Origin of the sequence: Alcaligenes ammonioxydans (genome assembly GCF_019343455.1) — a bacterium.
Classification (GTDB): domain Bacteria; phylum Pseudomonadota; class Gammaproteobacteria; order Burkholderiales; family Burkholderiaceae_B; genus Alcaligenes; species Alcaligenes ammonioxydans.
Window position 1 is genome coordinate 3,131,608 of the sequence record NZ_CP049362.1, and the last position, 22,402, is coordinate 3,154,009.

Sequence of the window (22,402 nt, forward strand, 5' to 3'; positions counted from 1 at the left end):
CCCGCCCTTGCCTGGCGCATCAACACGGCTAGCCGCAAACCAGAAATCCACTGGCTTGCAAACAGTGACAAACCCCCATCAGCGCAAATAAGGCGCTGCATCTTGCGCCGCCACTAAACGTTGGCCTGACGCCGACTTAATTCGCCAGTTCTTACCTGTAGTCTGCTGACCCTCAAACCGGTCGGCAGGATCTGCTGCGTCCATCCCCCGGAATGGACGGCACAGTCACGCCTGTACCCCAGGAGCATTACCATGAGCATTCAACAACACCGTTCGCCACTGCGCTCAGTGGACCACGACGCCAAACTGCGCACGGCTACCGAAACCGGGCTGAGCCTGGAGACGACTCTGGCCGCTGTACAGGCCAACCTGAACGGCCTGACCGATGCCGAGGCCTTGAGCCGCCTGACCGAATATGGCCCTAACGAGGTCGCACGGGACAAACCCGCCCACGCCCTGATTCAGCTGGCCCTGGCCTTCAAGAACCCCTTTATCGCGGTGCTGATGGTGCTGGCTGCGGTCAGCGCCGTCACTGACATCATCCTGCCCATGCGTTCGGGCGAAGCAGCGGACTACACCGGCGTGCTGATTATTGTGGTCATGGTCACCTTGAGCGGCCTGCTGCGTTTCTGGCAGGAATATCGTTCCGGCAAAGCCGCCCAGGCCCTGAAAGCCATGGTGCGTACCACCGCCAGCGTGCAGCGACGCTCCACCGTCTCCAGCGCGACCGTATTGCGCGAAATCCCCATGAGCCAGATCGTGCCCGGCGATATCGTCCGCCTGTCGGCGGGCGACATGGTCCCGGCCGATCTTCGACTGATCGAGTCTCGCGATCTGTTCGTCAGTCAGGCCGCGCTGACCGGTGAAGCACTGCCGGTCGAAAAGTACGATGTCTTTAGCGCCGTCAGCAGCAAAAGCGCCACGGCACCCCGTGCCCAGACCGGCGTGCTGGAACAGAACAACCTGTGCTTTATGGGCACCAACGTGGTCAGCGGTACGGCCACGGCAGTCGTGGTGGCCACCGGCGCGAAAACCTACTTTGGCTCGCTGGCCAAAGCTATTGTCGGTTCGCGCGCCGAGACTGCTTTTGACCGGGGCGTGAACAGCGTTAGCTGGCTGCTGATTCGCTTCATGCTGGTCATGGTGCCTGTTGTGCTGCTGATCAACGGTTTTTCCAAAGGCGACTGGACTGAAGCCTTCCTGTTCGCACTGGCCGTTGCCGTCGGCCTGACCCCTGAAATGCTGCCCATGATTGTGTCCTCCAACCTGGCTAAAGGCGCGGTTGCCATGGCCAAGAGCAAGGTGGTGGTCAAACGCCTGAACGCGATCCAGAACTTTGGCGCCATGGACATACTATGCACCGACAAGACCGGCACCCTGACGCAAGATCGGATTATTCTGGAGCACCATCTGGGTCTGGATGATCGTAACTGCCCACGCATTCTGGAATTGGCCTTGCTCAATAGCCTGCACCAAAGTGGCGTCAAGAACCTGATGGACCAGGCCGTGCTGCGTTTTGCACAAAAGACCCCATCTGCCCTGCAAGCAATCGGTTCCTATCGCAAGATCGATGAACTGCCTTTCGATTTTGTGCGACGCCGCCTGTCGGTCGTGGTGCAAAACCCGCAAGGCGAACAGCTCATGGTTTGCAAAGGCGCCGTGGAGGAAATGCTCAGCGTCGCCACCCATCTGCAAGACGGCGACCAGCGCCGCCTACTGGACACCGAGCAGCGGGCCCGTCTGCTGAAAATGGCTTACCGCTACAACTCGGACGGCTTTCGTGTCTTGCTGATTGCCACTCGCCGCATTCCTGTCGAACAGGCCAAGAGCCGTTACGAAGCCCAGGACGAGTGCCAGATGACGGTGCAAGGCTTGCTGACCTTTCTGGACCCACCAAAGGAAAGTGCTGCCCAGGCGATTGCCGCCCTGACCGAGCACGGTGTGGCCGTGAAAGTCCTGACCGGCGACAACGAAATCATTACCGCGAAAATCTGCCGTGAAGTGGGCCTGGAGCCCGGCCAGCCTTTGCTTGGACCTGATATCGAACGCATGCAAGAGCCCGATCTGCGTTGCGCTGTCGAGCGCCACTCGGTATTTGCAAAACTGACGCCGCTGCAAAAGTCGCGTGTTCTCAAAGCGCTGCAGGCCAATGGTCATACCGTCGGTTTTCTGGGCGATGGCATCAACGACGCCCCCGCCCTGCGTGATGCCGACGTGGGCATTTCGGTAGATAGCGGCACGGATATTGCCAAAGAGTCGGCGGACATCATCTTGCTGGAAAAGAGCCTGCTGGTTCTGGAAGAAGGCGTAATCAAAGGCCGCGAGACTTTTGGCAACATCATCAAGTACCTGAACATGACGGCCAGCTCCAACTTTGGCAATGTGTTCTCCGTGTTGGTGGCCAGCGCCTTCATCCCTTTCCTGCCCATGCTGGCCATCCACTTGCTGATTCAGAATCTGCTCTACGATATCTCCCAACTGGCTTTGCCCTGGGACCGCATGGACAAGGATTTTCTGCGCAAGCCCCGCAAATGGGATGCCAAAAACATTGGCCGCTTCATGATCTGGATCGGGCCGACCTCGTCCATCTTCGACATCACCACCTTTGTCTTGATGTGGTACGTATTTGGGGCAAATACGCCCGCAGTGCAATCGCTGTTTCAGTCCGGCTGGTTTATTGAAGGCTTGCTCTCGCAGACACTGGTTGTTCACATGCTACGTACGCAAAAAATCCCCTTCATCCAAAGCACAGCGGCCCTGCCTGTGATGCTGATGACCTTCCTGATCGCCGCTGTTGGCATCTACCTGCCCTTCTCCGGCGTGGGTGCCATGGTGGGCCTGCAGCCTTTGCCTTGGGAGTATTTCCCATGGCTGGTCGGCACCTTGCTGACTTACTGCCTGGTCGCACAAGGTATGAAAATGCTGTACATCCGCCGCTTTGGTCAGTGGTTCTAAGACTGACAGGCCGGGGCTCCCCGCCATCCTGGCGGGAGCCCGGGCCCTGACCTGTAATCAGACACAAGCCCAGGTATATGATGACGGCACGACGGACACGATCCTGCTGCCTGACCTGGACACGAACGATATGAAACCACCCTTTAGCGCCTTGTCGAGCAACACCTACCGCGCCTTGGCCCTGGTGGGCCTGTGTATTTTAATGGTGCTGGTCTTTATCGCCGACACCGTGACCAACTATGCAATTGCTGCCGCTGTCTTTCATACGCCGCTGCTGCTGATTGCGATTCGTTTTCTGTCTGCGCGGCTGGTCATTGCACTGACCGGCATCAGCATGGCGCTGACCGTAGTCAGTGTCCTGCTGACTCGTTCGGGCGATTACGACGTGGGCCTGATCAATACCGGAATCAGCCTTGTTGCCATTGCGGTCACTGCGTACCTGGGCCTCAAGCTCAAATCCGTGCAGGCAGCCGCCCATGAAACGCGTGAACATTTGCTGCGCCTGTCTCGCTTGACCACTCTGGGGCAACTGAGCACCTCGATTGCCCATGAAGTCAGCCAGCCCCTGGCCGCCATCAACAGCAGCGCCGGTGCCTGCCAACGCTGGCTGGAGGCTTCGCCGCCCAATATAGAGAAAGCCCAAGCTGCCGCACAGCGAATCGTCTACGACGCACAGCGCGCCAAAGATGTGCTGGATCGGGTGCGCAGCATTACCCGCAACGAGGCGCCCGCCAGCAGTGCTTTTGATTTGAACCTGGCCTTGACCGAACTGCTCAGCCTGTCGAGTGGCGAGATGCAACACCATCATATTGACCTGCGTCTGGCCTTGCAGACTGACTTGCCCCCCGTCTATGCGGATCGCGTACAGATTCAGCAAGTAATGGCCAATCTGCTGCTCAATGCCATTGAAGCGCTCAGCCCTCCTTCGAGTTCCCACGCCGCGTGCATCAGCATAGAAACCAGCTTCCTGCCCGGTGACAAACCTCAGACTGGCAAGGTGCTCTTTTCCATTAAAGACAATGGACCGGGTTTATCCGGCACCCAATTGTCTGAGCTGTTTAATACGTTCTGGACCACCAAACCCACTGGGCTGGGGCTGGGCCTGACCATCAGCCGCACGATTATCGATGCCAATAACGGCCATATCTGGGCCACCCATCAAACCGACGGCGGCGCAGCCTTTCACTTCACCTTACCTTTGGCGCCATGACAGACAACCTGGACTCTTCTTTGACCACGCCCACGGTCTATATCATTGATGATGACCCTTCAATTCGCGCCGCTCTGGACGATCTGCTGGCCAGTGTGGGAGTAAAGGCACTGAGCTTTGCCTCTACCCGCGATTTTCTGGCTCATCCGCTGTCCGATGCGCCCGCCTGTCTGGTGCTGGATGTGCGCATGCCCGAACAAAGCGGCACGGACTTTCATGCACAGATGGCATCACGCGGTTTGCATATGCCGGTCATATTCATGACCGGTCATGGTGATATTCATATGGCGGTCAAAGCGATCAAACAGGGGGCCTGGGACTTCCTGACCAAGCCTTTTATAGATCAGGCTCTGATTGATGCCGTGCAGTCCGCCCTGGCAGCCGATGCCCAGCGCAAGGAACAAGCCAGGTCCCGGCTGACCTTGCAGCAGCGCTGGGACAGCCTGAACCCCGGCGAGCGTGATGTGTTTGTGCGTGTGGTACAGGGCTTGCTGAACAAACAAATTGCCGCCGAACTGAATGTGAAGGAAGTCACGGTCAAAGTGCGACGCGCCCGTGTCATGCAGAAAATGCAGGCTGGCTCTCTGGCAGAGCTGGTGCGGCAATTCGATCAGCTCAATGCGGAGACAGGGCCGTAAGCCCGTTCTGGCCGGCAGTTCTTTTTTAGTTCACGCACTGGGTTAAAATATACAGATTCGGTCCCGCATGGGGGCTTTACAAGGTCAAGGCCACACACAAGTTATGAGCACGTCTACTTCCAACGTCATCCGCACCCGTTTCGCCCCCTCTCCCACCGGTTACCTGCATCTGGGCGGCGCGCGTACTGCCCTGTTTTCCTGGGCTTTTGCCCGCCATCATCAAGGCACCTTTGTGCTGCGCATTGAAGATACAGATCTGGAGCGTTCCACCCCCGAGGCGGTGCAAGGCATTCTGGATGGCATGCAGTGGCTGGGCCTGGATGCAGACGAAGGCCCTTTCTACCAGATGCAGCGCATGGACCGCTACCGCGAGGTCATCGCCCAGTTGCTGAAGGACGGCCATGCTTATTACTGCTACAGCAGCCCGGAGGAAGTGGAGGCCATGCGCGAAAAAGCGCGGGCCATGGGCCAAAAGCCACGCTACGATGGAACCTGGCGCCCTGAAGCCGGCAAGCAATTGCCGGCCATTCCTGCCGACCGCAAGCCTGTGGTGCGTTTCAAAAGCCCGCAGGCTGGCGCAACCAGCTGGGACGACATGGTCAAGGGCCGCATCAGTTTTGACAATAGCGAACTGGACGATCTGGTCATTGCCCGTCCTGACGGTACGCCAACCTATAACTTTTGCGTGGTGGTAGACGATTGGGACATGGCAATCACACATGTGATCCGCGGCGATGACCATGTCAACAACACCCCTCGTCAGATTGTGATCTTGCAGGCCCTGGGCGCAACCCTGCCCGAATACGGCCATGTGCCCATGATTCTGGGTCCCGATGGCGAAAAGCTCTCCAAGCGTCACGGTGCGGTCAGCATCATGGATTACGACAAGGACGGTTATCTGCCTGAAGCCATGATCAATTACCTGGCCCGTTTGGGCTGGAGCCATGGTGATGACGAGCTGTTCACTCGCGAGCAGTTGGTAGAGTGGTTTGATACGCGCAGTCTGAGCAAGTCGGCTTCGCAGTGGGACCCCAAGAAGTTGAACTGGGTCAATGCCCACTACATCAAGGCCAGTGACAATGCAGATCTGGCCGAACGTGTCGCGCCACGTATCGAGGCCCTGGGTGGCAAAACGGATGGCCAGGATCTGCCCGGCATCATGGGTTTGTTGAAAGACCGTGCCGAGACCTTGAATCAGCTGGCTGAGGGCGCCTTATTGTTCTGCCGTCCTTTCGAGCCTGCCAGCGATGAACTGATGGCGGAGGTCCTGACACCGGAGGCCCGTGTCCTGCTGCGCGATTTTGCCAATAAGGCGATCAGCTTGCCGCAATGGAATACAGAAAACCTGGCCGCCTTGATCAAGCAGGTCCTGGCCGAACACAACGTAAAAATGCCCAAATTGGCCATTCCTTTGCGGGTTGCCGTAACAGGCCAGAAGCAAACGCCTGCCGTGGATGCCGTGCTGGCATTGGTGGGACGCGATAAAGTATTGGGACGACTGGCAGGTTTGTAAAAAACCGCGGGCACCGATGAAAAAGGGCATCTCAAGCGAGATGCCCTTTTTGTTTCAACCCGTTCTTGTCGCCTCAACCAAAGCGCTGCGCGACGCATGGCCGCTGTCTTTTAGGGCTCGTTCAAGCCGCCGCGTTAAGGAGGCTAAGCTCGATGGTAGCCTCACCTTTCTCGCTGCTGGCCCAGACAGTGCCATCCTGAACATTCAGATTGATCGTCATACCACGCTCGGCCATGGCGGCCAGCGCGTCAGTCCCCGCCACATCCAGCGCATAGACCTGCACATTGCGCGCACGACTGATCTTGTCCTTGATGCCACCCCACCAGACCGGCACATTGCGGCCATACGCAAGCACCGTGACCTTATCGGCACGTCCGCTGGCTTTGATCAGCCGTCGATCATCGGGCAGCCCCACCTCCAGCCAGTGCAGCAAATTACCGCCCAGATCATGCTCCCACAAGGCCGGCTCATCCGAGTCGCTCAGACCGCGCGAAAAACTCAAGGCTTCGTCAGACTGCACATACAAGCCGTATGCCAGCAAACGCACCATCAGACGCTCTTCGGTCTCGGAGGGATGGCGGGCCAGCGTCAAGCTATGACTGCCGTAGTAGGCCCGGTCGTTATCGGCCACATTAAGTTCAGCTTTATAAATCGTTGCGCGCAGGGCCATGAAGCGTCCAGCAAAAGAAACAGACAAAAAACGGGCCGCCCCCAGGACGGCCAGGAATTACTCAAGCCGATAAGGCTCAAAACGGTAGACGATAGCCTGGCGACATTCGGGTCAGGCGGTACACCTTGCCACCTTGATCGCGCAGCACCAGATTACGGGCGGTGAGACTGACAATGTTGTAGTGGTTTTCGTAAATCGGGTCGCCCGGTTCGGTCACGACACCATTGGATTCCTGCGTATTGATCTGCAGGTTATTGCCTTTGCGTACCCAGCAACCGCTTTCATTCAAACCTTGCGAGGGCTTGTTGGGACGCTTGACCTGTTCGGTGTAGGCCATTGACCCATCTGCCTGCAAGGTAAACAAGGTGCGCAACTCGCCAACCACGCCTTTTTGACGGTGCTTGCTCAACCAGTTGCCCGCCAGTTGTTCCCCTTGTGCAGCCGGCTGGCAGGCAGGGTGAACCGGCTTGGCCGCAGCAGTCTGGGCAGCAGGCTCGGGTGCCGGCGCTTTGACCGCGCAGGCGCTTAGGAAAACTGTAGCCAGCACAGCGACCCAGCAAGAGCGTCGCAAGATATTCGCCTTCGTCATAAAACCCCGTCCTTCATGCTTACATACCGACCCACCACAGGCCGGCGAATCCTGATTATTCTACCCGAACGCATTGGTCTTACCCCATAACAAGTTGCTTCAAAGCGGTAAAGGCAGGCGGGTCACATTCTTGATTTCACGCATGGCCACAATGGTGCGAGTCTGGCGCACACCGGGCATATTAAACAAGAAACGATGCAGGAAATCATCGTAGGACTCGGCGCTGGGGACCATGATTTTCAACAGAAAATCCGCATCGCCGGTCACCGCATGACACTCCAGAATCTCCGGCGCATCACGTACCGCACGAATAAAGTTGTCAACAATTTCACCTGAATGCCGGTCCAGACTGATCTGCGTGAACATGCAACTTTGCAAACCGACCTGACGGCGATCGACGCGCGCATAATAGCCTTGGATGACCTTGTTTTTCTCCAGGTTTTTGATACGCCGCCAGACAGGTGCCGTAGACAGCCCCACCTGCTCGGCGACCTGTTGGGCAGAGGCGCGGCCATCGAGCTGCAAGACGTCCAGGATTTTTAAATCAGTTTTATCCATATTTGAATAATTTCGAAATAAACATTTCAAAGAATAGGGAATACACGCAACTATAACGCAAAAAAAAACGAGGGCAGACTCTCTATCATGACTCCTATCTGGAGGTTTCATCATGACGCAGTCCGTCGACACTCAATACAAGCTTAGCGACAACCTGACCGCGCAGTCAGGGCGCATCTTTTTAACTGGCACCCAGGCTTTGGTGCGCATGCTGCTGACCCAGGCTCGCCTGGATAAAGAGCGGGGTTTGAACACCGCCGGTTTTGTCTCCGGTTACCGTGGTTCGCCACTGGGCGGTGTGGACATGATCATGTGGAAAGCCCAAAAGCACCTGGATCAGGCCAAGGTCCGTTTTCAGCCTGCCATCAACGAGGACCTGGCTGCGTCCATGATTATGGGCACCCAACAGGCCGGTGAACGCGCAGACCGCACGGTCGATGGCGTATTTTCCATGTGGTATGGCAAAGGCCCGGGTGTGGACCGTGCGGGCGATGCCTTGCATCATGGCCACGCCGCCGGTGCCTCCCGGCACGGCGGTGTCTTGATGATTGTGGGCGATGACCACGTCGCCTCCTCCTCGTCCATTCCCCATGCCAGCGAACAATCCCTGATCGCCTGGGGTATTCCGGTGGTCAACCCCAGCTCCGTCGAAGAATACGAGCGCTTTGGCGTCTGGGCCTGGGCCTTGTCGCGTTACTCCGGTTCTTGGGTCGCCTTTAAAGCCATTACCGAAACCGTGGAAAGCGGACGCTCCTTTGAGATTGCTCCCTTGGACGATCTGGCGCCGGCCCTGGCTGACCAGCAAGGCGGCAAACATCCCTACGACCCCAGCAAATTCCTGACTCCGGCCATGGAGGGTACCCTGGATGCCCGCCTGGAAAGCGTGCGTGAGTTCGCTCGCAAGCACAGTCTGGACCGTATGCTGGAGGCCGCGCCACAGGCCCGCATTGGCATTGTGTCCACCGGCAAGGCCACCTTGGATACGCTCGATGCGCTGCAACAGCTCAGCGCTCTGAACAATCTACCGGCCATTCGCCATCTGAAAATTGGTCTGAGCTGGCCTGTTAACCCGCAATCGCTGGAAGACTTTATCGAAGGCCTGGACCACGTTCTGGTGATTGAAGAAAAGGGCCCGATCATTGAAGACCAGTTAAAGAATCTGCTCTTTAATCGTGCCCAGCGCCCCACGGTGTCAGGCAAGCGCGATATTGAAAATGAGGTGCTGATTCCTGCCGATGGTCAGCTCAGCGCGGCCCGTGTGGCCGTTGGTCTGCGTCGCTGGCTGGGTCATCACGCCAATGTGCAGTTGCCTGCCTGTACAGAGCAAAATCTGGCACCCATTGATACCCATGGCCTGACCCGTCGCCCCTACTTCTGTTCGGGCTGTCCGCACAATACCTCCACCAAAGTACCCGAAGGCAGCCAGGCCATGGCCGGTGTGGGTTGTCACTACATGGCCACCTGGATGGACCGCAAAACCCGTGGTCTGACCCAAATGGGGGGCGAAGGCACGGACTGGGTAGGCCTGTCGCCCTTTATCCAGACCGGACACATGTTCCAGAACATGGGTGAAGGCACGTATTTTCATTCGGGCTACCTGGCGATTCGTCAGGCCATTGCCGCGGGTGCCAACATTACCTACAAGATTCTGTTCAACGACGCGGTTGCCATGACAGGCGGCCAGCCCGTTGACGGCCCGATCTCCGTGCCCCGTATTTGCCAGCAAACCATTGGAGAAGGAGCGCGCCGCGTGGTCATCACCACCGATGAGCCCGAGCGCTATCGGGGTGTCAGCCTGCCGGCTGGTGTGGACGTTCACCATCGTCGCGAACTGGATCGCCTGCAACGAGAACTGCGCGAGATTCCCGGCGTCACCATCTTGATTCACGACCAGACCTGTGCGGCTGAAAAGCGCCGTCGGCGTAAAAAGAACGAGTACCCCGACCCTGCGCGTCGCCTCTTTATCAACAAAGCAGTCTGCGAAGGCTGTGGGGATTGCGGGGTGCAATCGAACTGCCTGTCGCTGGTGCCGGCTGAAACCCCTGAAGGCCGTAAGCGTCAGATCGATCAGTCCAGTTGCAACAAAGACTACTCCTGTGTGGAGGGCTTTTGCCCCAGCTTCGTATCCGTGATGGGCGGGGCCTTGCGTCGAGGAGATCAAAATGGTCAGGCCGACATGAAGGCGCAACTGCTGGCCAAGCTGGACACCCTGCCCCAACCTGCCATTCAGGCACGCGATTGCAATGTCATCGTTGCAGGCGTGGGGGGAACCGGCGTCATCACCATTGGTGCCGTGTTGTCCATGGCTGCACACCTGGAGGGGCGCTCCAGCTCCGTGCTGGACATGACGGGTCTGGCACAAAAAGGCGGCACGGTCATCAGCCACATCCGCCTGTCTGCCAGCCAGAAGGCTACCGGAGCAGTACGTGTTGATCCTGGACAGGCGGATCTGGCCATCTTGTGTGATGTAGTGGCCGCCGCCCACCCTAATGCGCTGTCGTGCCTGCGCCCAGGTCATACTCACGCCATCATCAACGAGTATCTGGCACCCACGGCCGAATTCACCCGCGATCCGGATGCGCCTCTGGATGCGCTACTGCTGTTGAACCAGTTAAGGCGCGCCGCCGGCGAAACCCGGGTGCATTCCTTCAATGCGCATCAGGCCGCCACCCTGTTATTTGGCGACAGCCTGCTGTCCAACATGCTTTTGATGGGTATGGCCTGGCAACAGGGCGCCATGCCTGTGAGCAGCGCAGCGCTTGAACAAGCCATCCGTCTGAACGGTGTGGCCATCCAAGCCAACCTGGATGCTTTCCATCTGGGGCGTGTGCTGGCCCACGACGAGCAGGCCCTGGCCAAACTATTGGCCCCGGCGGCTCAAGTAGTAACTTTGCAGCGCCGCGAGACGCTGGAGCAGATCATGCAACGGTGCACTGGCAGCCTGGAGCAGTACCAGAACGCCGCCTATGCCCAACGCTTCACGCATACCATCGAGGCGCTGCATGAAGCCGAACAGAAACTGCGCCCGGGTCAGCGTCCTGTCCTGACAGAAAAAGCCGCGCGCAGCCTGTACAAGCTGATGGCCTACAAGGATGAATACGAGGTGGCCCGTCTGTTCAGCGCCCCTGCTTTCCGTCAGGATCTGGAGCAGCAATTCGAAGGAGACTTCTCCTTGCGCTTTCACTTTGCCCCCCCGCTGCTGGCACGCCGGGACCCGTCAACAGGCCGCCCTCGCAAGATCACTCTGGGGCCCCGTACCGCTACCCTTTTGCGCTGGATGGCCAAAGGAAAAGCGCTGCGCAACACCCCACTGGACCCGTTTGGCTACACCCATGAACGCCGTATGGAACGTCGTCTCTGGCGTCAATACCAGAACCTGCTCAAGCGCTTGAGCACGCATCTGAATCACTCGAACTACGCTGCCGCCTTGGAGCTGGCCGAGTTGCCCCAGCAACTGCGCGGCTTCGGTCCAGTCAAAATGGAGTCAGCCAAGAAATACGAAGCCCGTTTTGCCCAACTATCGCACCATCTGTTCAATACCGGGAATACGACGGAAGCGCTGACACAAACGCTGGCCTAAACACACCCGGGTCTTCACCCACCAAAACAGCAAGCAGGCCCTGTTACCGACAGGGCCTGCTGCTTTTCAGATAATTACGAGAGCATGGACGCAAAGTGCCAAACCCGGGTGATTGCCAAACCCATCATCCTGCAATGAAGGCAGCCCTTAGCTAATAGCGGGCACCATATTGAATGACACTGACGCCGTCGAGGTTCGGCCTGGATAGGTAGCGCGATCCCTACTTAGAAACACACCCGAAATGTAGTGTCCCTCAACTTCGTATTTCACATATCCGGAGTAGCTTTCGCCTTGACCCACCTGCATCACCCTCCCATCAAACAAGGTGAACTTGACCTCATCCATCAGGCCCTGATATCTCATCTCAACCGTCTTAATCAGAGATCCATTCAGGTCGAAAACATCGCGATTGCCCACCCGTTCACCGAGCAGGCTGCTGTCACCATTTTCATAGATTATTTCCAAACCGCCTATCCTGAACAAGCTATTGATTCTTGGCCCGCTATAGCCAATGATCTGGACGATTTTATTGGCCTGCTGCCCAAAGACTTCTGGACATAAGGGTTGCGCCATCTCGCTGTCCGGAGTCAAGGCCTGGGCGATCATTCCCCCCGTAATCGTCCCAACCGCCGTGGAATAGCTGATCACATTGATATTGAATCGCTTATCGAAATCCAGATCACGGATATTTTTTACGACCTCCACCGCCTCGACGCCATGCAGCAAACTATAGCCCCGGACGGCAAACATATTATTGGCCACTTCGTCAGGCCTGGAATTTTCGTACGTTCTATCCAGTTCCGTTTCATATATTCTATTAATATAGTTTCGGGATGAGTCTGCGAGATCATCTATGTGATTTTTCAAACTATTCAGGTCAATGCTCGACAAGCCAATTTGATCTTTTTTGTCGATGCCCATTTTCCAGTAGCTGGCTTGCAGCAAGATCATGGAGGCATACATGGGCATCAGCTTATAGTTGGTCAGTTCATCAAAAGAACGAAACTTTTCGTCTTTTCCAACCAGATAAAACTGCAGGTTCTTATACTCCGAACACGCTTCCGGTGAGCCCGGAGACTCTTCCAGCAACCTCGCCACATACTCCATCTTCTTTTGAATCTCGCGCAGCTCCCCGTTCAGAATTCCTTGTATTGTTGCCAGAATCTGATTGTCAATGTACTCCCTTAGCTCATCCAGGGACTTTTGCCACACGTCTTTTTCATTTTTTGGCCAGAACAAACCCACGATGGTCGACAAGGCTTTGCCCACAACCGGGATCTGTCCCAATCCAAACATGACCGAGCTTTTAATAATCGCGGAGTAGTCCCAATCTCCCAAAGAAATAGATCGTGTATAAAACCTTTCCTGCTCCTGCTCACTATATACGCTCTTTAACTCAAGCAATTTCATAGCATCCGCCTCAATTCAGGATTATTTAGCCACCGTGACACTGACAGTCGCATTCTGATCAGTACCGTTGAACAAAACAACTTTGCTGTAGTACAGAGAATTGGACGGAGCCTGCAGCTTCTTTTCCTCTCCTATTCCGACCTCGACAGAAGAGTATTCAAACCAGCTGGAGGTAAAAGAATGAGACCAATAAAAAACAGCTTTTATTTTATTTGCCTTTCCGGCATTGAATATCCAGTAAGACTTATGAATTTCAGGGATAACTGGTGTGCTATATTTCGCAGCCTGCACAGAACCATGCTTGGGAACCGTAAACGTACCACCTGACAGAAGTTGTACAGACTCGTCTGCCGGACTCGTTTCCAGACCCACCCCGCGCGACAACTTTTCAATTTCGTTATTGCTGAACTGATCTTTCATTGTTTACTCCTTAAAAAACACCAGGCACAAGAAACATCGTTCAAACAATATAAATGTAAAAATCAGTCAAATTTAGAAAAGCCAATACGCCGCAAGCCTTAATAATCATAGCTACGAACCACGTGTTACCATAAATGCGATTTTTAATTTATTGCCTTACGATAAATAAGCTTAAGAATAATCCGCCATTAAGTAACCAGGTCATTATTCAAAATCCCCCGTATAAACATTGTTCTAAAAAACGCCCCTCGAGCCGAATCATTCAAGCCTTCCAGCGATCCAGCCCTCGACCTATCCGCCCAGATTCCGCCAGATACTTGTAGGTCGATGCCGGAACCGGGAAAAGACAGCACCCCGTCCACAGCACGCCATCTGGCCCGCAACCATCACGTCATTTCCTGCCTCCAGGTCGAACGGTCAAAACCAGCACGGAAAAAAGCAATTTTTGTTTTGTCGCCAAGGCCCCTTTGTCCAGTCTGAAAAAACACATATGTGCAAAACGGCAGTCGCACAGAACGCAACTTATTGGAGACAGCAAGCGGGGTTAACAAAGCCATATGCGTGTGCTACATGATTAATACTTGACTGTGTAGGGGCTTGCGTTAGACTTCTATGCGTATAGGGTATTGGCCCTGAACGCCTGCGTCATTTGAAAAAGGCCATTGCAGTTTTCCAGGCCAGGACAAATGGGTGTGGACAAACTAAAGACTTGTTCTCAAGGAGCATGATCATGGCAACAGCCAAGAAAGGCGCAGCAAAAGCAGCAAGCAAGAAAGCCGTCAGCCCCAAAAAAGCAACGCCAGCCAAAACAGCCGCAGCACCCGCAACCGCTACTGCTACCAAGACCAGTCCCAGCAGCAAAACCGCTGCCTCCAAGTCCCCCGCTAAAACCACGGCTTCCAAGACCGGCAAAGCTGCTGTGAAAACGCCTGCCAAAGCGGCAAGCAGCGCCCCAGCCAAGAAAACTGCGACAAAAGCAGCGGTAAAGAAAACCACGGCAGCAAAGCCCGCGGCAAGCAAAACAGCCACAAGCAAGCCAGCCGCCGTGAAAACCGTCGCCAAAAAAGCAGCTGCTAAAAAGACCAGCGCCAGCAAAGCCGTTGCCCAAAAAACGGTAGCCAAAAAAGCGCCCGCCAAAAAAGCGGCCGCTCCCAAGACAAACACTGCTAAAACAGCAACTGCCAAACCTGCTGCCACGGCTGCCGACAAAAAACCGGCCAGCACCAAGGCAAGCACATCCGTGGCAAAGAAAGCCACGTCCAGTAAAGCGACAGCCAAACCTGCCGCTAAAACCGGCACTAAGGCAGCAGCCAAGACAGCGGCAAAAAAAGCCAGTCCCGCTGCCAGTGCAGCAAAATCCGTAGCTCCCAAGAAGAAAGAAGTTAAATCCGTGACCGCAGAAACCAAAACCCCAAAGACCAGTACAACGTCCAAAACCGCCGCTAAAGTTGGCAATAAGACCGCCGCACGAAAAGCGACCAAAACCGCTGCTGCGCCTGCTGAGCCGCGTCGTGAAGACATCAACCCTGCCGGCTCCTGGCCGTTCCCAACCGGCAAGCGTCCTTAAGCGCACCTCGTTTGCACGTTTTTCCTAAAGAGCCACCCCGATCGGGTGGCTCTTTGGTTTGACGCACTTGCATGCGACAATTCTCTCTTCTATCAATTCATACCAAGCAACTATGTTCAGTGAAGTCGCCCTCTTCCTAATCCATATTGTTCTGTCACTGCTGGGCACGATTTTGCTACTGCGTGCCTGGGTTTATGCGCTCAGAATCCACCCCTTCAATCCCTATTCACAAGCCATGTTCAAAGTCACGGACTGGCTGATCATGCCTTTGCGACGGGTGATCAAAAGTGGCAATCATTGGGACTGGACCTCCCTGTTCGCCGCCTGGCTAAGTGCCTTGGTTTACCTTGTTCTTAGCGCCATGGTGCTGACCGGTTCGGTCTCCATGCTCTCCAACTTCCCCATGTTCTTGCTGGCCGCCGTCTTTACCGTGCTGCGCTGGACTTTGAGCCTGATTTTCTGGGTGGTGCTGCTGCAGGCCTTGCTGTCATGGATTCAGCCTCAGTCTCCCAGCATGCCTTTGCTGCGTTCCATTACGGCGCCCTTGCTGGACCCGATCCGCCGCGTCTTGCCCGATCTGGGTGGCCTGGATCTGTCGCCATTAGTGTTGCTGCTGTTGACACAGGTGCTCAATATGGTCATCACACGCACAGCTTTCAGCCTCGTACCTATCTAGGCTGGCACGCCATCTTGTCTGAAGAAGCCTGAACGTATGTTCAGGCCTTTTTTTTTGCTCCCCTGCACCTGGACATTCAACTGCAACCCCATCAACACTCCCCCTCCCGCCCCGTCAATGGAGCCCCCCGACACACAGTCCACCCAGTTTTCATGACATGAATTCAAGAGCAAGAATCAGGGTGCCTGCCCCCAAGGTGGACCTTATACTGGTCTTACCTTCAATCAGCCGAGCACTGGCATGACTCGCCTTTTACCGAACCCGGACTTGGACGGCCGCTATCGCAAGGCCGAAAAATTTCTGGCCGCACTGGACCCTGACTGGCAGGCACTGATTGCCCATGTCGGCCCCTGTGTTCACCAGCCACGCCCAGAACGCGACCCTTACGAGGCACTTATCCGCTCTGTGGTCTATCAGCAGTTGCATACCCGTGCAGCTGAACGCATTTTGCAGCGTCTGCTTGATCTCTATCCCCACGGCCATTGCCCAGATCCAGAGGAAGTGCTGGCCACACCGTATGAGACGCTGCGGGCTTGCGGCTTGTCCGGCGCCAAGGCCACCAGCATCATGGGGCTGGCACAAGCGCGGTTGGATGGCCTCATTCCCGATCAGGCACGTGCCGTGCAGATGTCCGAGAAAGAACTCATCGAACGGCTGACCACCTTGCGTGGCATCGGACGCTGGACGGTTGAAATGATGATGATGTATACGCTGGAGCGTGAGGACATCCTGCCTGCAGATGACTTCGGAGTGCGTGAAGGCTACCGCAATCTGAAGCGTCTGGACAAAGCCCCCTCGCCCCGCGCTCTGCGTGAGATTGCCCAAGCCTGGGCCCCGTATCGAAGCGTGGCCTCCTGGTACTTGTGGCGCATGCCCAAGCGAGCAGCCGCTACTGCTTTTTCACAAAGCGACGAACACGTTTATATCCCGGCGGACAAGCCGGCCATTACACGGCGTCGCTCAGGCCCAAGCGGGCCGATTCATTTTGGCATCACCGCGTGCAGCCTGGGTATGTTGCTGGTCGCCAGGAGCGAACGCGGGATTTGCGCAATTTCTTTGGGTGATGACGCCGCAGTCATGCTCCAACAACTGCAGAATCAGTTCAAAGCAGCCACGCTGATTCAAGCAGAGGTGCAGCTCCAGCAAGAACTGGCCTACCTACAAACCTTGGTAGACGAGCCGGATCAGGAAATGAACCTGCCTCTGGACATTCAAGGCACCGCTTTTCAACAACAAGTCTGGACATTGCTGCGCGAGATACCCCTGGGCCAGACCATGAGCTATACCGACATTGCCGTCCGGTTGGGCATGCCAAACGGAGCCCGGGCAGTCGCTCAAGCCTGTGCCAGCAACCTATTGGCCGTTGCCATTCCCTGCCATCGTGTTCTGCGACAAAGCGGGAGTCTGGCAGGATACCGCTGGGGCCTGGAGCGCAAGAAAATCCTGCTTGAGCGTGAGCGCCGCCAGGCCAGCCAGCACAGACAGGCATAAAAAAACCCGGCCATGAACCGGGTTCTTTATCACGTGAAGCCACGGGGCACCACTTACATGGGCACCACACGCGTAGGACCATTACCGCTGAGCATGCGTACACGCTGGCCGACGGACAACGGTACATCGGCTTCCTGAGCCACGACACGAGTCTCACCGTTGTCCAGCTGCACCGTAATCTCCAAACCCTGGGTCTTCCCCATACGGTTCTCTACGGCATTACCAACCAGGCCACCCAAAATAGCGCCACCGATACTGGCCAGAATACTGCCGCGCCCGCCACCGATACTGCTGGCTGCCACGCCACCCAAGGCGGCTCCCCCAACCGTACCCACGCCCGAGTTCTGGTCTTCCTGAATGGTGACGGCTCGTACCGACACCACCGTACCTAAACGCACGATCTGTTCGCGCTGAGCCTGACCGTAGCTGTACACCGAGCTGGAAGCCGATTTATTGGCACAACCGGCCAGCAGGAACACGGGCGCCGCCAGGCTCGCCACTACCAGCAGACGTACTTTGGGTCGATCGAAAAAAGAAACGTACATACGGTTTACTCCAAAAAACGTGGCTGGCCGAATCATAGAAAACGGCTGAGTGCTCTCTTACAGACTACGTTCGATACCATAGTGCTGTTTTAGCATGGCCGAGATATCAGATCGTTTAAATTCATGATTTTGCGGACCATCAGCTTGAATTTTAATACTGCCCATCAAGTTGCCCAAGCTGCAGGCCTCTTGCCAGCTCCACCCTTTTGTAAGTCCATATAACAGGCCGGCGCGATGCGCGTCGCCGCAACCGGTGGGATCAACCAGATTTTCCACGGGGACTGGAGCAATGTGATAAGTCTGGCCTTGATGATAAAGCGTGCTGCCATGCTCGCCACACGTCACCACGGCCGCTTGCAAGCCTTGTGCGATCTCGGCCATGCTCTTGGAGGTGCGCTGCTCAATCACTTCGGCCTCATACTCGTTAGCCGTAAGAACTTGACACAGTTCAAGCATTTCATGCAGGTCTTCACCCGCAAACAAGGGCATGGCCTGACCCAGGTCGAAGATAAAGGGGGTGCCCTGCGCATGCAAACGGCGCGCATGGGCGAACATGCCATCTTTGGAATCTGGCGCCACAATACCCCAGGCCGCTTCCTGGCCCGACAGGTCAATCTGGGCCGAGCTCACCATCGCGCCGGGATGAAAAGAAGTAATCTGGCTGGCGGCCAGGTCGGTGGTGATGAAGCACTGAGGGGTGAACATGTCTGGCATCACCCGGACCATGCTGGTGTCAATCCCCAGATCCTGGAGACGCTGTACGTAGTCCACGCCATCACTACCGACTGCCCCTACCGGCACAGGCTGGCCACCCAGCATATTCAAGGTGTAGGAAATATTACCTGCGCAGCCGCCCCACTCTTTACGCAGGCTGGGCACAAAAAAAGACACGCTCAGGGTCTTGATGCTGTCGGGCAAGATGTGATCTTTGAAGTACCCCTCGAAAACCGCGATCGTATCGAACGCGATCGAACCACATACCAGCACTCGCTCGGTCATAAATTACCTTATGGAAAAAAAGGGCTAATCTGGTAGCCATTAACTTGTAGCTGCCCGGTGTTCAAAGGCAGGCGCACCATGAGCTCACTGCGCGCTGCAAAAGCAGGCTCACGTCGCTCGGGAGCCAGATACTGGTCGGGCGTGATATTGCGCCGTGCGATCAGAGCTCCGGAAAAATCTTTCAAATCAAGAACCAGCGTGGGCCACTCCTGGGGACGCTCAAAGTCGTTACGCAGCGTAAAGCCCAAGGTGGAGTGACCTGGCTGGCTGGGCGCCTTATGCAAAGCCGAAGCCTGCACCCGGATCTGATCCAGGCGGCGCTCATAGGGAATCTGGCAAGACAACGTCTCACAGGCACGCTCGAACACGGGACGCAACAGGGGCACCTGGCTCACAATCTGCACACGGTAGACATACATCAACTGCGCGACAAACAGCAGCGCACCCAATACGCACAAACTGGTCCAGAACAGAGCGCTCACACGCTGACCCAGGCTGGTCTCACCTTCATAGCGCGTCTCACGCTGCAAGGCAGGGTTAGGCTCAATAAGCCAGTCCTGCTGCACATGGTCGCTATCATGCGTGCCATCAGCCTGGCGGGAGGGAAATGAAGCTCGCAACGTGCTGGCGCGATCACCAACACTGAATTGGGGTTCTGCACCTGTCCAGGAAGCCTGACCGATATGATGCCCACGCTCTTGCTCAGGGGTCAGATCAGCAGACACAAAAAATGCTGCTTCCCCGTCATCGCGCGGCGTACGCCCTGCTCTGGCACGAGCACGAATCACGGCAGGGTCAGCCGGTGTAACGGGCGCCTGCGCGAGAATGGAGTCCGGAAATTTACGGACCTGCAAAGACTCATGGGCACTGCCTTCATCGCGGGGTGGGGCGTGACGGGAGTGCTCAACAAAGCGCGGTCCCGGGATGGGAGCCTGCAAATCGACCGCCTGCACCTGTTCGCGCCGGGCAGACACCGTCGGCTCAGGCGCCAGACGCGGCTCGATCGGTTCCATCACAGGGGGAGAAACATAGGTAGGCTCAGGGGCTTGCTCATCAATGACTTCTTCAAAGCCATCGAAGATATGCGCACATTGAATACAGCGTATATAGCCCCGGCGGCGCTGCAGCACTTCCACACTAGCTGCAAATGAGGTCCCGCAACGGGGGCAGCGAGTCTTTAGCTCCATAAACTCACCTTAAGTTCTGCCGTCTTACAACGGGCGTTGACCAGCCAAACACACCCAGCCATCCCGTTCCTGCCAGACCGACAAGGGCAGATAGGAGGAGTAGACATCGATCATTTCCTCAGCCTGCCAATTGTAAATACCGGACAAAATCAGATGCCCGCCCGGTTTGACGCGGTTGGCCAGCATAGGTGCCAGCATACGCAGGGGATTGGCCAAAATATTGGCTACAACCAGATCCGTTTGCCCGGCGGGCATCGCGTCGGGCAGCAAGCCCTCCACCTCGACCTGATTGACTTGCGCATTGTAGCGCGTGGCAATCACGGCCTGCTCGTCAATATCCACACCAATCGTATGACCAGCACCCAGCTTGCGGGCGGCAATGGCCAAAATGCCGGAGCCACAACCATAATCCAACACGGTCTGACCTGCCTGCACATGGTGGGCCAGCCAATCCAGACACAAATGTGTGGTTGGATGACTGCCGGTGCCAAAGGCCAGACCGGGGTCCAGTTCAATCCGCACCAGTCCGTCATCACCTTCCTGAGCAGGAGGCAGATCCTCATCATCCTTGTGCCAGCTAGGCACAATCAGGATACGCTCGCCCACGGGAATGGGACCGAACTGGGACTGGGTCAAACGCACCCAATCCTCGTCAGGCACTTCGCGCAGGCTCCACTGGGCCTTGTCACGATCAAGCACACCCGCCTCAAACAGCGGTTGCAGCAACTCTTCCGGCTCAAGCTCCTCGGGCAGCAACGCCACCACCCAATTGCGATCCCAGGCCAACACATCCGGCTCAATACCCGGCTCACCAAACAAGGGCTTTTCCTGATCGGTATCACCGTCAGCATCTTCCACCGACACCGACAAGGCGCCCGCTTCCAGCAGGGCATCGGACAAACGTTCAGCTTCGTGTTCCTGGCAGCTCAGTAAGAGTTCACGCATACATAGTTTCCATAAAGCAAAACAGGGGGCTTGCCCCTGTTTTACACAATCATCATTCTTGTCAGGTCAGGCCATCGGCCCGACCCGTTGCTGCCCTTATTTGCTACGTTGGGACAGCTTTTGTTCCAGATAATGAATACTGGTGCCACCTGCCTTGAAGTTGGCGTCCTGCATCAATTCCCGGTGCAGTTCCACGTTCGTCTTGATCCCTTCCACCACCATTTCGGACAAGGCAATGTCCATACGGGCGATGGCCTGCTCACGTGTCTTGCCATAGGTAATCAGCTTGGCAATCATGGAGTCGTAATAGGGAGGCACGGTGTAACCGGTAAAGACGTGCGAGTCGATACGCACGCCAGGGCCACCGGGCGTGTGCCACTTGGTAATCAAACCAGGGCTTGGGACGAAATTGAACGGGTCTTCTGCATTGATACGGCACTCGATCGAGTGACCCACGAATTCGATGTCACGCTGGCGCAATACAAATTTCTCGCCTGCAGCCACCTTGATCTGCTCTTGCACCAGATCAATACCGGTAATCATTTCCGTGATGGTGTGCTCGACCTGAATCCGGGTGTTCATCTCGATAAAGAAGAACTCACCGTTTTCATACAGGAATTCAAACGTGCCCGCGCCACGATAACGCATACGGCGACAAGCGTCGGCACAGCGCTCACCGATACGTTCGATCAGACGACGCGGAATGCCCGGTGCGGGCGCCTCTTCAATCACTTTCTGGTGACGGCGCTGCATGGAGCAATCGCGCTCACCCAGCCAGATGGCGTTGCGGTCGCCATCGGCCAACACCTGAATTTCGATGTGGCGTGGATTCTCGAGGTACTTTTCCATGTAGACCTCGGGATTGTTGAACGCCGCCGCTGCTTCAGTTTTCGTCGTAGCAACAGCTGTCAACAGGGCCGCTTCGGTGTAGACCACGCGCATGCCGCGACCACCACCACCGCCCGAGGCCTTGATGATGACGGGATAACCCACTTCGCGAGCAATACGCACGATTTCTGCCGGATCGTCAGGCAAGGCACCGTCCGAGCCGGGAACCACGGGCACACCGGCCTCGATCATGGCTTTCTTGGCCATGACCTTATCGCCCATTGTGCGAATGTTCTCGGGACGAGGGCCGATAAAGACAAAACCGCTCTTTTCGACACGATCAGCGAAGTCCGCATTCTCAGCCATAAAGCCGTAGCCAGGGTGAATGGCTTCCGCATCGGTGACTTCCGCCGCCGAGATGATGGCAGGCATGCTCAGGTAGCTGTCACGGGCCTGGGCTGGGCCAATGCATACGGCCTCGTCAGCCAGACGCACGTATTTGGCACCACGATCTGCTTCAGAATAAACGACGACTGTCTTGATACCCATCTCGCGGCAGGCGCGCTGGATACGCAAGGCAATTTCGCCCCGATTGGCGATTAGGATTTTTTCAAACATATC

At 56.3% G+C, this 22,402-nt stretch carries 18 protein-coding genes and 1 pseudogene; 8 read left to right on the forward strand and 11 right to left on the reverse strand.

Annotation, left to right across the window (positions count from 1 at the left end; translation table 11 throughout):
- The first annotated feature begins 252 nt into the window (after nt 1–252).
- From mgtA to gltX, 4 genes are all read left to right on the forward strand, one after another.
- Nucleotides 253–2,955: a magnesium-translocating P-type ATPase gene (gene mgtA / locus FE795_RS14325; protein ID WP_219235102.1), complete on the forward strand. Its 2,703-nt coding sequence runs from the start codon at nt 253–255 to the stop codon at nt 2,953–2,955.
- Between the two features lie 130 nt (nt 2,956–3,085).
- Entirely contained in the window at nt 3,086–4,165 is a 1,080-nt protein-coding gene (locus tag FE795_RS14330) for a sensor histidine kinase (RefSeq protein ID WP_039943384.1), read from the forward strand.
- A complete protein-coding gene (locus FE795_RS14335; protein WP_219235105.1) occupies nt 4,162–4,803 on the forward strand; it encodes a response regulator transcription factor in 642 nt (213 codons plus the stop codon). The genes FE795_RS14330 and FE795_RS14335 overlap by 4 nt, the downstream gene beginning before the upstream one ends.
- Nucleotides 4,804–4,906: 103 nt before the next feature.
- Nucleotides 4,907–6,316 (forward strand): glutamate--tRNA ligase, encoded by a 1,410-nt coding sequence (gene gltX, locus FE795_RS14340; protein WP_003801856.1) that lies wholly within the window; start codon nt 4,907–4,909, stop codon nt 6,314–6,316.
- A 121-nt stretch (nt 6,317–6,437) separates the two neighbouring features.
- Here the strand turns inward: gltX and FE795_RS14345 are convergent, their stop codons facing one another.
- The 3 genes from FE795_RS14345 to FE795_RS14355 all read right to left on the reverse strand — a co-directional run bounded on the left by FE795_RS14345 (nt 6,438) and on the right by FE795_RS14355 (nt 8,133).
- The gene (locus FE795_RS14345; protein ID WP_003801858.1) at nt 6,438–6,986 is read right to left on the reverse strand and encodes a YaeQ family protein; all 549 of its coding nucleotides are present in this window, start codon (nt 6,984–6,986) and stop codon (nt 6,438–6,440) included.
- Nucleotides 6,987–7,062: 76 nt separating this feature from the next.
- Nucleotides 7,063–7,575 (reverse strand): hypothetical protein, encoded by a 513-nt coding sequence (locus FE795_RS14350; RefSeq protein WP_003801860.1) that lies wholly within the window; start codon nt 7,573–7,575, stop codon nt 7,063–7,065.
- 99 nt (nt 7,576–7,674) lie between these two features.
- Nucleotides 7,675–8,133, reverse strand: coding sequence for an Lrp/AsnC family transcriptional regulator (locus FE795_RS14355; protein WP_003801862.1), 459 nt, complete (start codon nt 8,131–8,133; stop codon nt 7,675–7,677).
- Between the two features lie 112 nt (nt 8,134–8,245).
- Between FE795_RS14355 and FE795_RS14360 the strand changes: the two genes are divergently transcribed.
- Complete coding sequence (locus FE795_RS14360) at nt 8,246–11,713, forward strand: indolepyruvate ferredoxin oxidoreductase family protein (protein ID WP_219235108.1); 3,468 nt, start codon at nt 8,246–8,248, stop codon at nt 11,711–11,713.
- Between the two features lie 147 nt (nt 11,714–11,860).
- On the opposite strand, the gene FE795_RS14365 is transcribed toward FE795_RS14360, so the two are convergent.
- The 3 genes from FE795_RS14365 to FE795_RS14375 form a co-directional block, all read right to left on the reverse strand.
- Nucleotides 11,861–13,123 (reverse strand): hypothetical protein, encoded by a 1,263-nt coding sequence (locus FE795_RS14365; protein ID WP_219235109.1) that lies wholly within the window; start codon nt 13,121–13,123, stop codon nt 11,861–11,863.
- Between the two features lie 21 nt (nt 13,124–13,144).
- A complete protein-coding gene (locus FE795_RS14370; RefSeq protein WP_003801867.1) occupies nt 13,145–13,543 on the reverse strand; it encodes a hypothetical protein in 399 nt (132 codons plus the stop codon).
- Nucleotides 13,544–14,188: 645 nt separating this feature from the next.
- Nucleotides 14,189–15,025, reverse strand: coding sequence for a hypothetical protein (locus tag FE795_RS14375; protein WP_230406206.1), 837 nt, complete (start codon nt 15,023–15,025; stop codon nt 14,189–14,191).
- A gap of 197 nt (nt 15,026–15,222) precedes the next feature.
- Between FE795_RS14375 and FE795_RS14380 the strand changes: the two genes are divergently transcribed.
- The 3 genes and pseudogenes from FE795_RS14380 to FE795_RS17415 all read left to right on the forward strand — a co-directional run bounded on the left by FE795_RS14380 (nt 15,223) and on the right by FE795_RS17415 (nt 17,277).
- Nucleotides 15,223–15,786 (forward strand): YggT family protein, encoded by a 564-nt coding sequence (locus tag FE795_RS14380; protein ID WP_059318260.1) that lies wholly within the window; start codon nt 15,223–15,225, stop codon nt 15,784–15,786.
- 240 nt (nt 15,787–16,026) lie between these two features.
- Nucleotides 16,027–16,662, forward strand: a pseudogene (locus FE795_RS17315) (DNA-3-methyladenine glycosylase family protein); the annotation flags it as partial.
- A 135-nt stretch (nt 16,663–16,797) separates the two neighbouring features.
- On the forward strand, nt 16,798–17,277 hold the full coding sequence (locus FE795_RS17415) for a methylated-DNA--[protein]-cysteine S-methyltransferase (protein ID WP_407927751.1): 480 nt from the start codon (nt 16,798–16,800) through the stop codon (nt 17,275–17,277).
- 53 nt (nt 17,278–17,330) lie between these two features.
- Here the strand turns inward: FE795_RS17415 and FE795_RS14390 are convergent, their stop codons facing one another.
- From FE795_RS14390 to accC, 5 genes are all read right to left on the reverse strand, one after another.
- The gene (locus FE795_RS14390; RefSeq protein ID WP_003801873.1) at nt 17,331–17,822 is read right to left on the reverse strand and encodes an outer membrane lipoprotein; all 492 of its coding nucleotides are present in this window, start codon (nt 17,820–17,822) and stop codon (nt 17,331–17,333) included.
- Nucleotides 17,823–17,879: 57 nt separating this feature from the next.
- Nucleotides 17,880–18,821: a carbohydrate kinase family protein gene (locus FE795_RS14395; protein WP_219235115.1), complete on the reverse strand. Its 942-nt coding sequence runs from the start codon at nt 18,819–18,821 to the stop codon at nt 17,880–17,882.
- A gap of 8 nt (nt 18,822–18,829) precedes the next feature.
- Nucleotides 18,830–20,008, reverse strand: a complete 1,179-nt coding sequence (locus FE795_RS14400; protein WP_219236125.1) for a zinc-ribbon and DUF3426 domain-containing protein — start codon at nt 20,006–20,008, stop codon at nt 18,830–18,832.
- A 24-nt stretch (nt 20,009–20,032) separates the two neighbouring features.
- Nucleotides 20,033–20,953 (reverse strand): 50S ribosomal protein L11 methyltransferase, encoded by a 921-nt coding sequence (gene prmA / locus FE795_RS14405; RefSeq protein ID WP_003801876.1) that lies wholly within the window; start codon nt 20,951–20,953, stop codon nt 20,033–20,035.
- A 96-nt stretch (nt 20,954–21,049) separates the two neighbouring features.
- The gene (gene accC / locus FE795_RS14410) at nt 21,050–22,399 is read right to left on the reverse strand and encodes an acetyl-CoA carboxylase biotin carboxylase subunit (RefSeq protein WP_003801877.1); all 1,350 of its coding nucleotides are present in this window, start codon (nt 22,397–22,399) and stop codon (nt 21,050–21,052) included.
- Nucleotides 22,400–22,402: the final 3 nt, after the last annotated feature.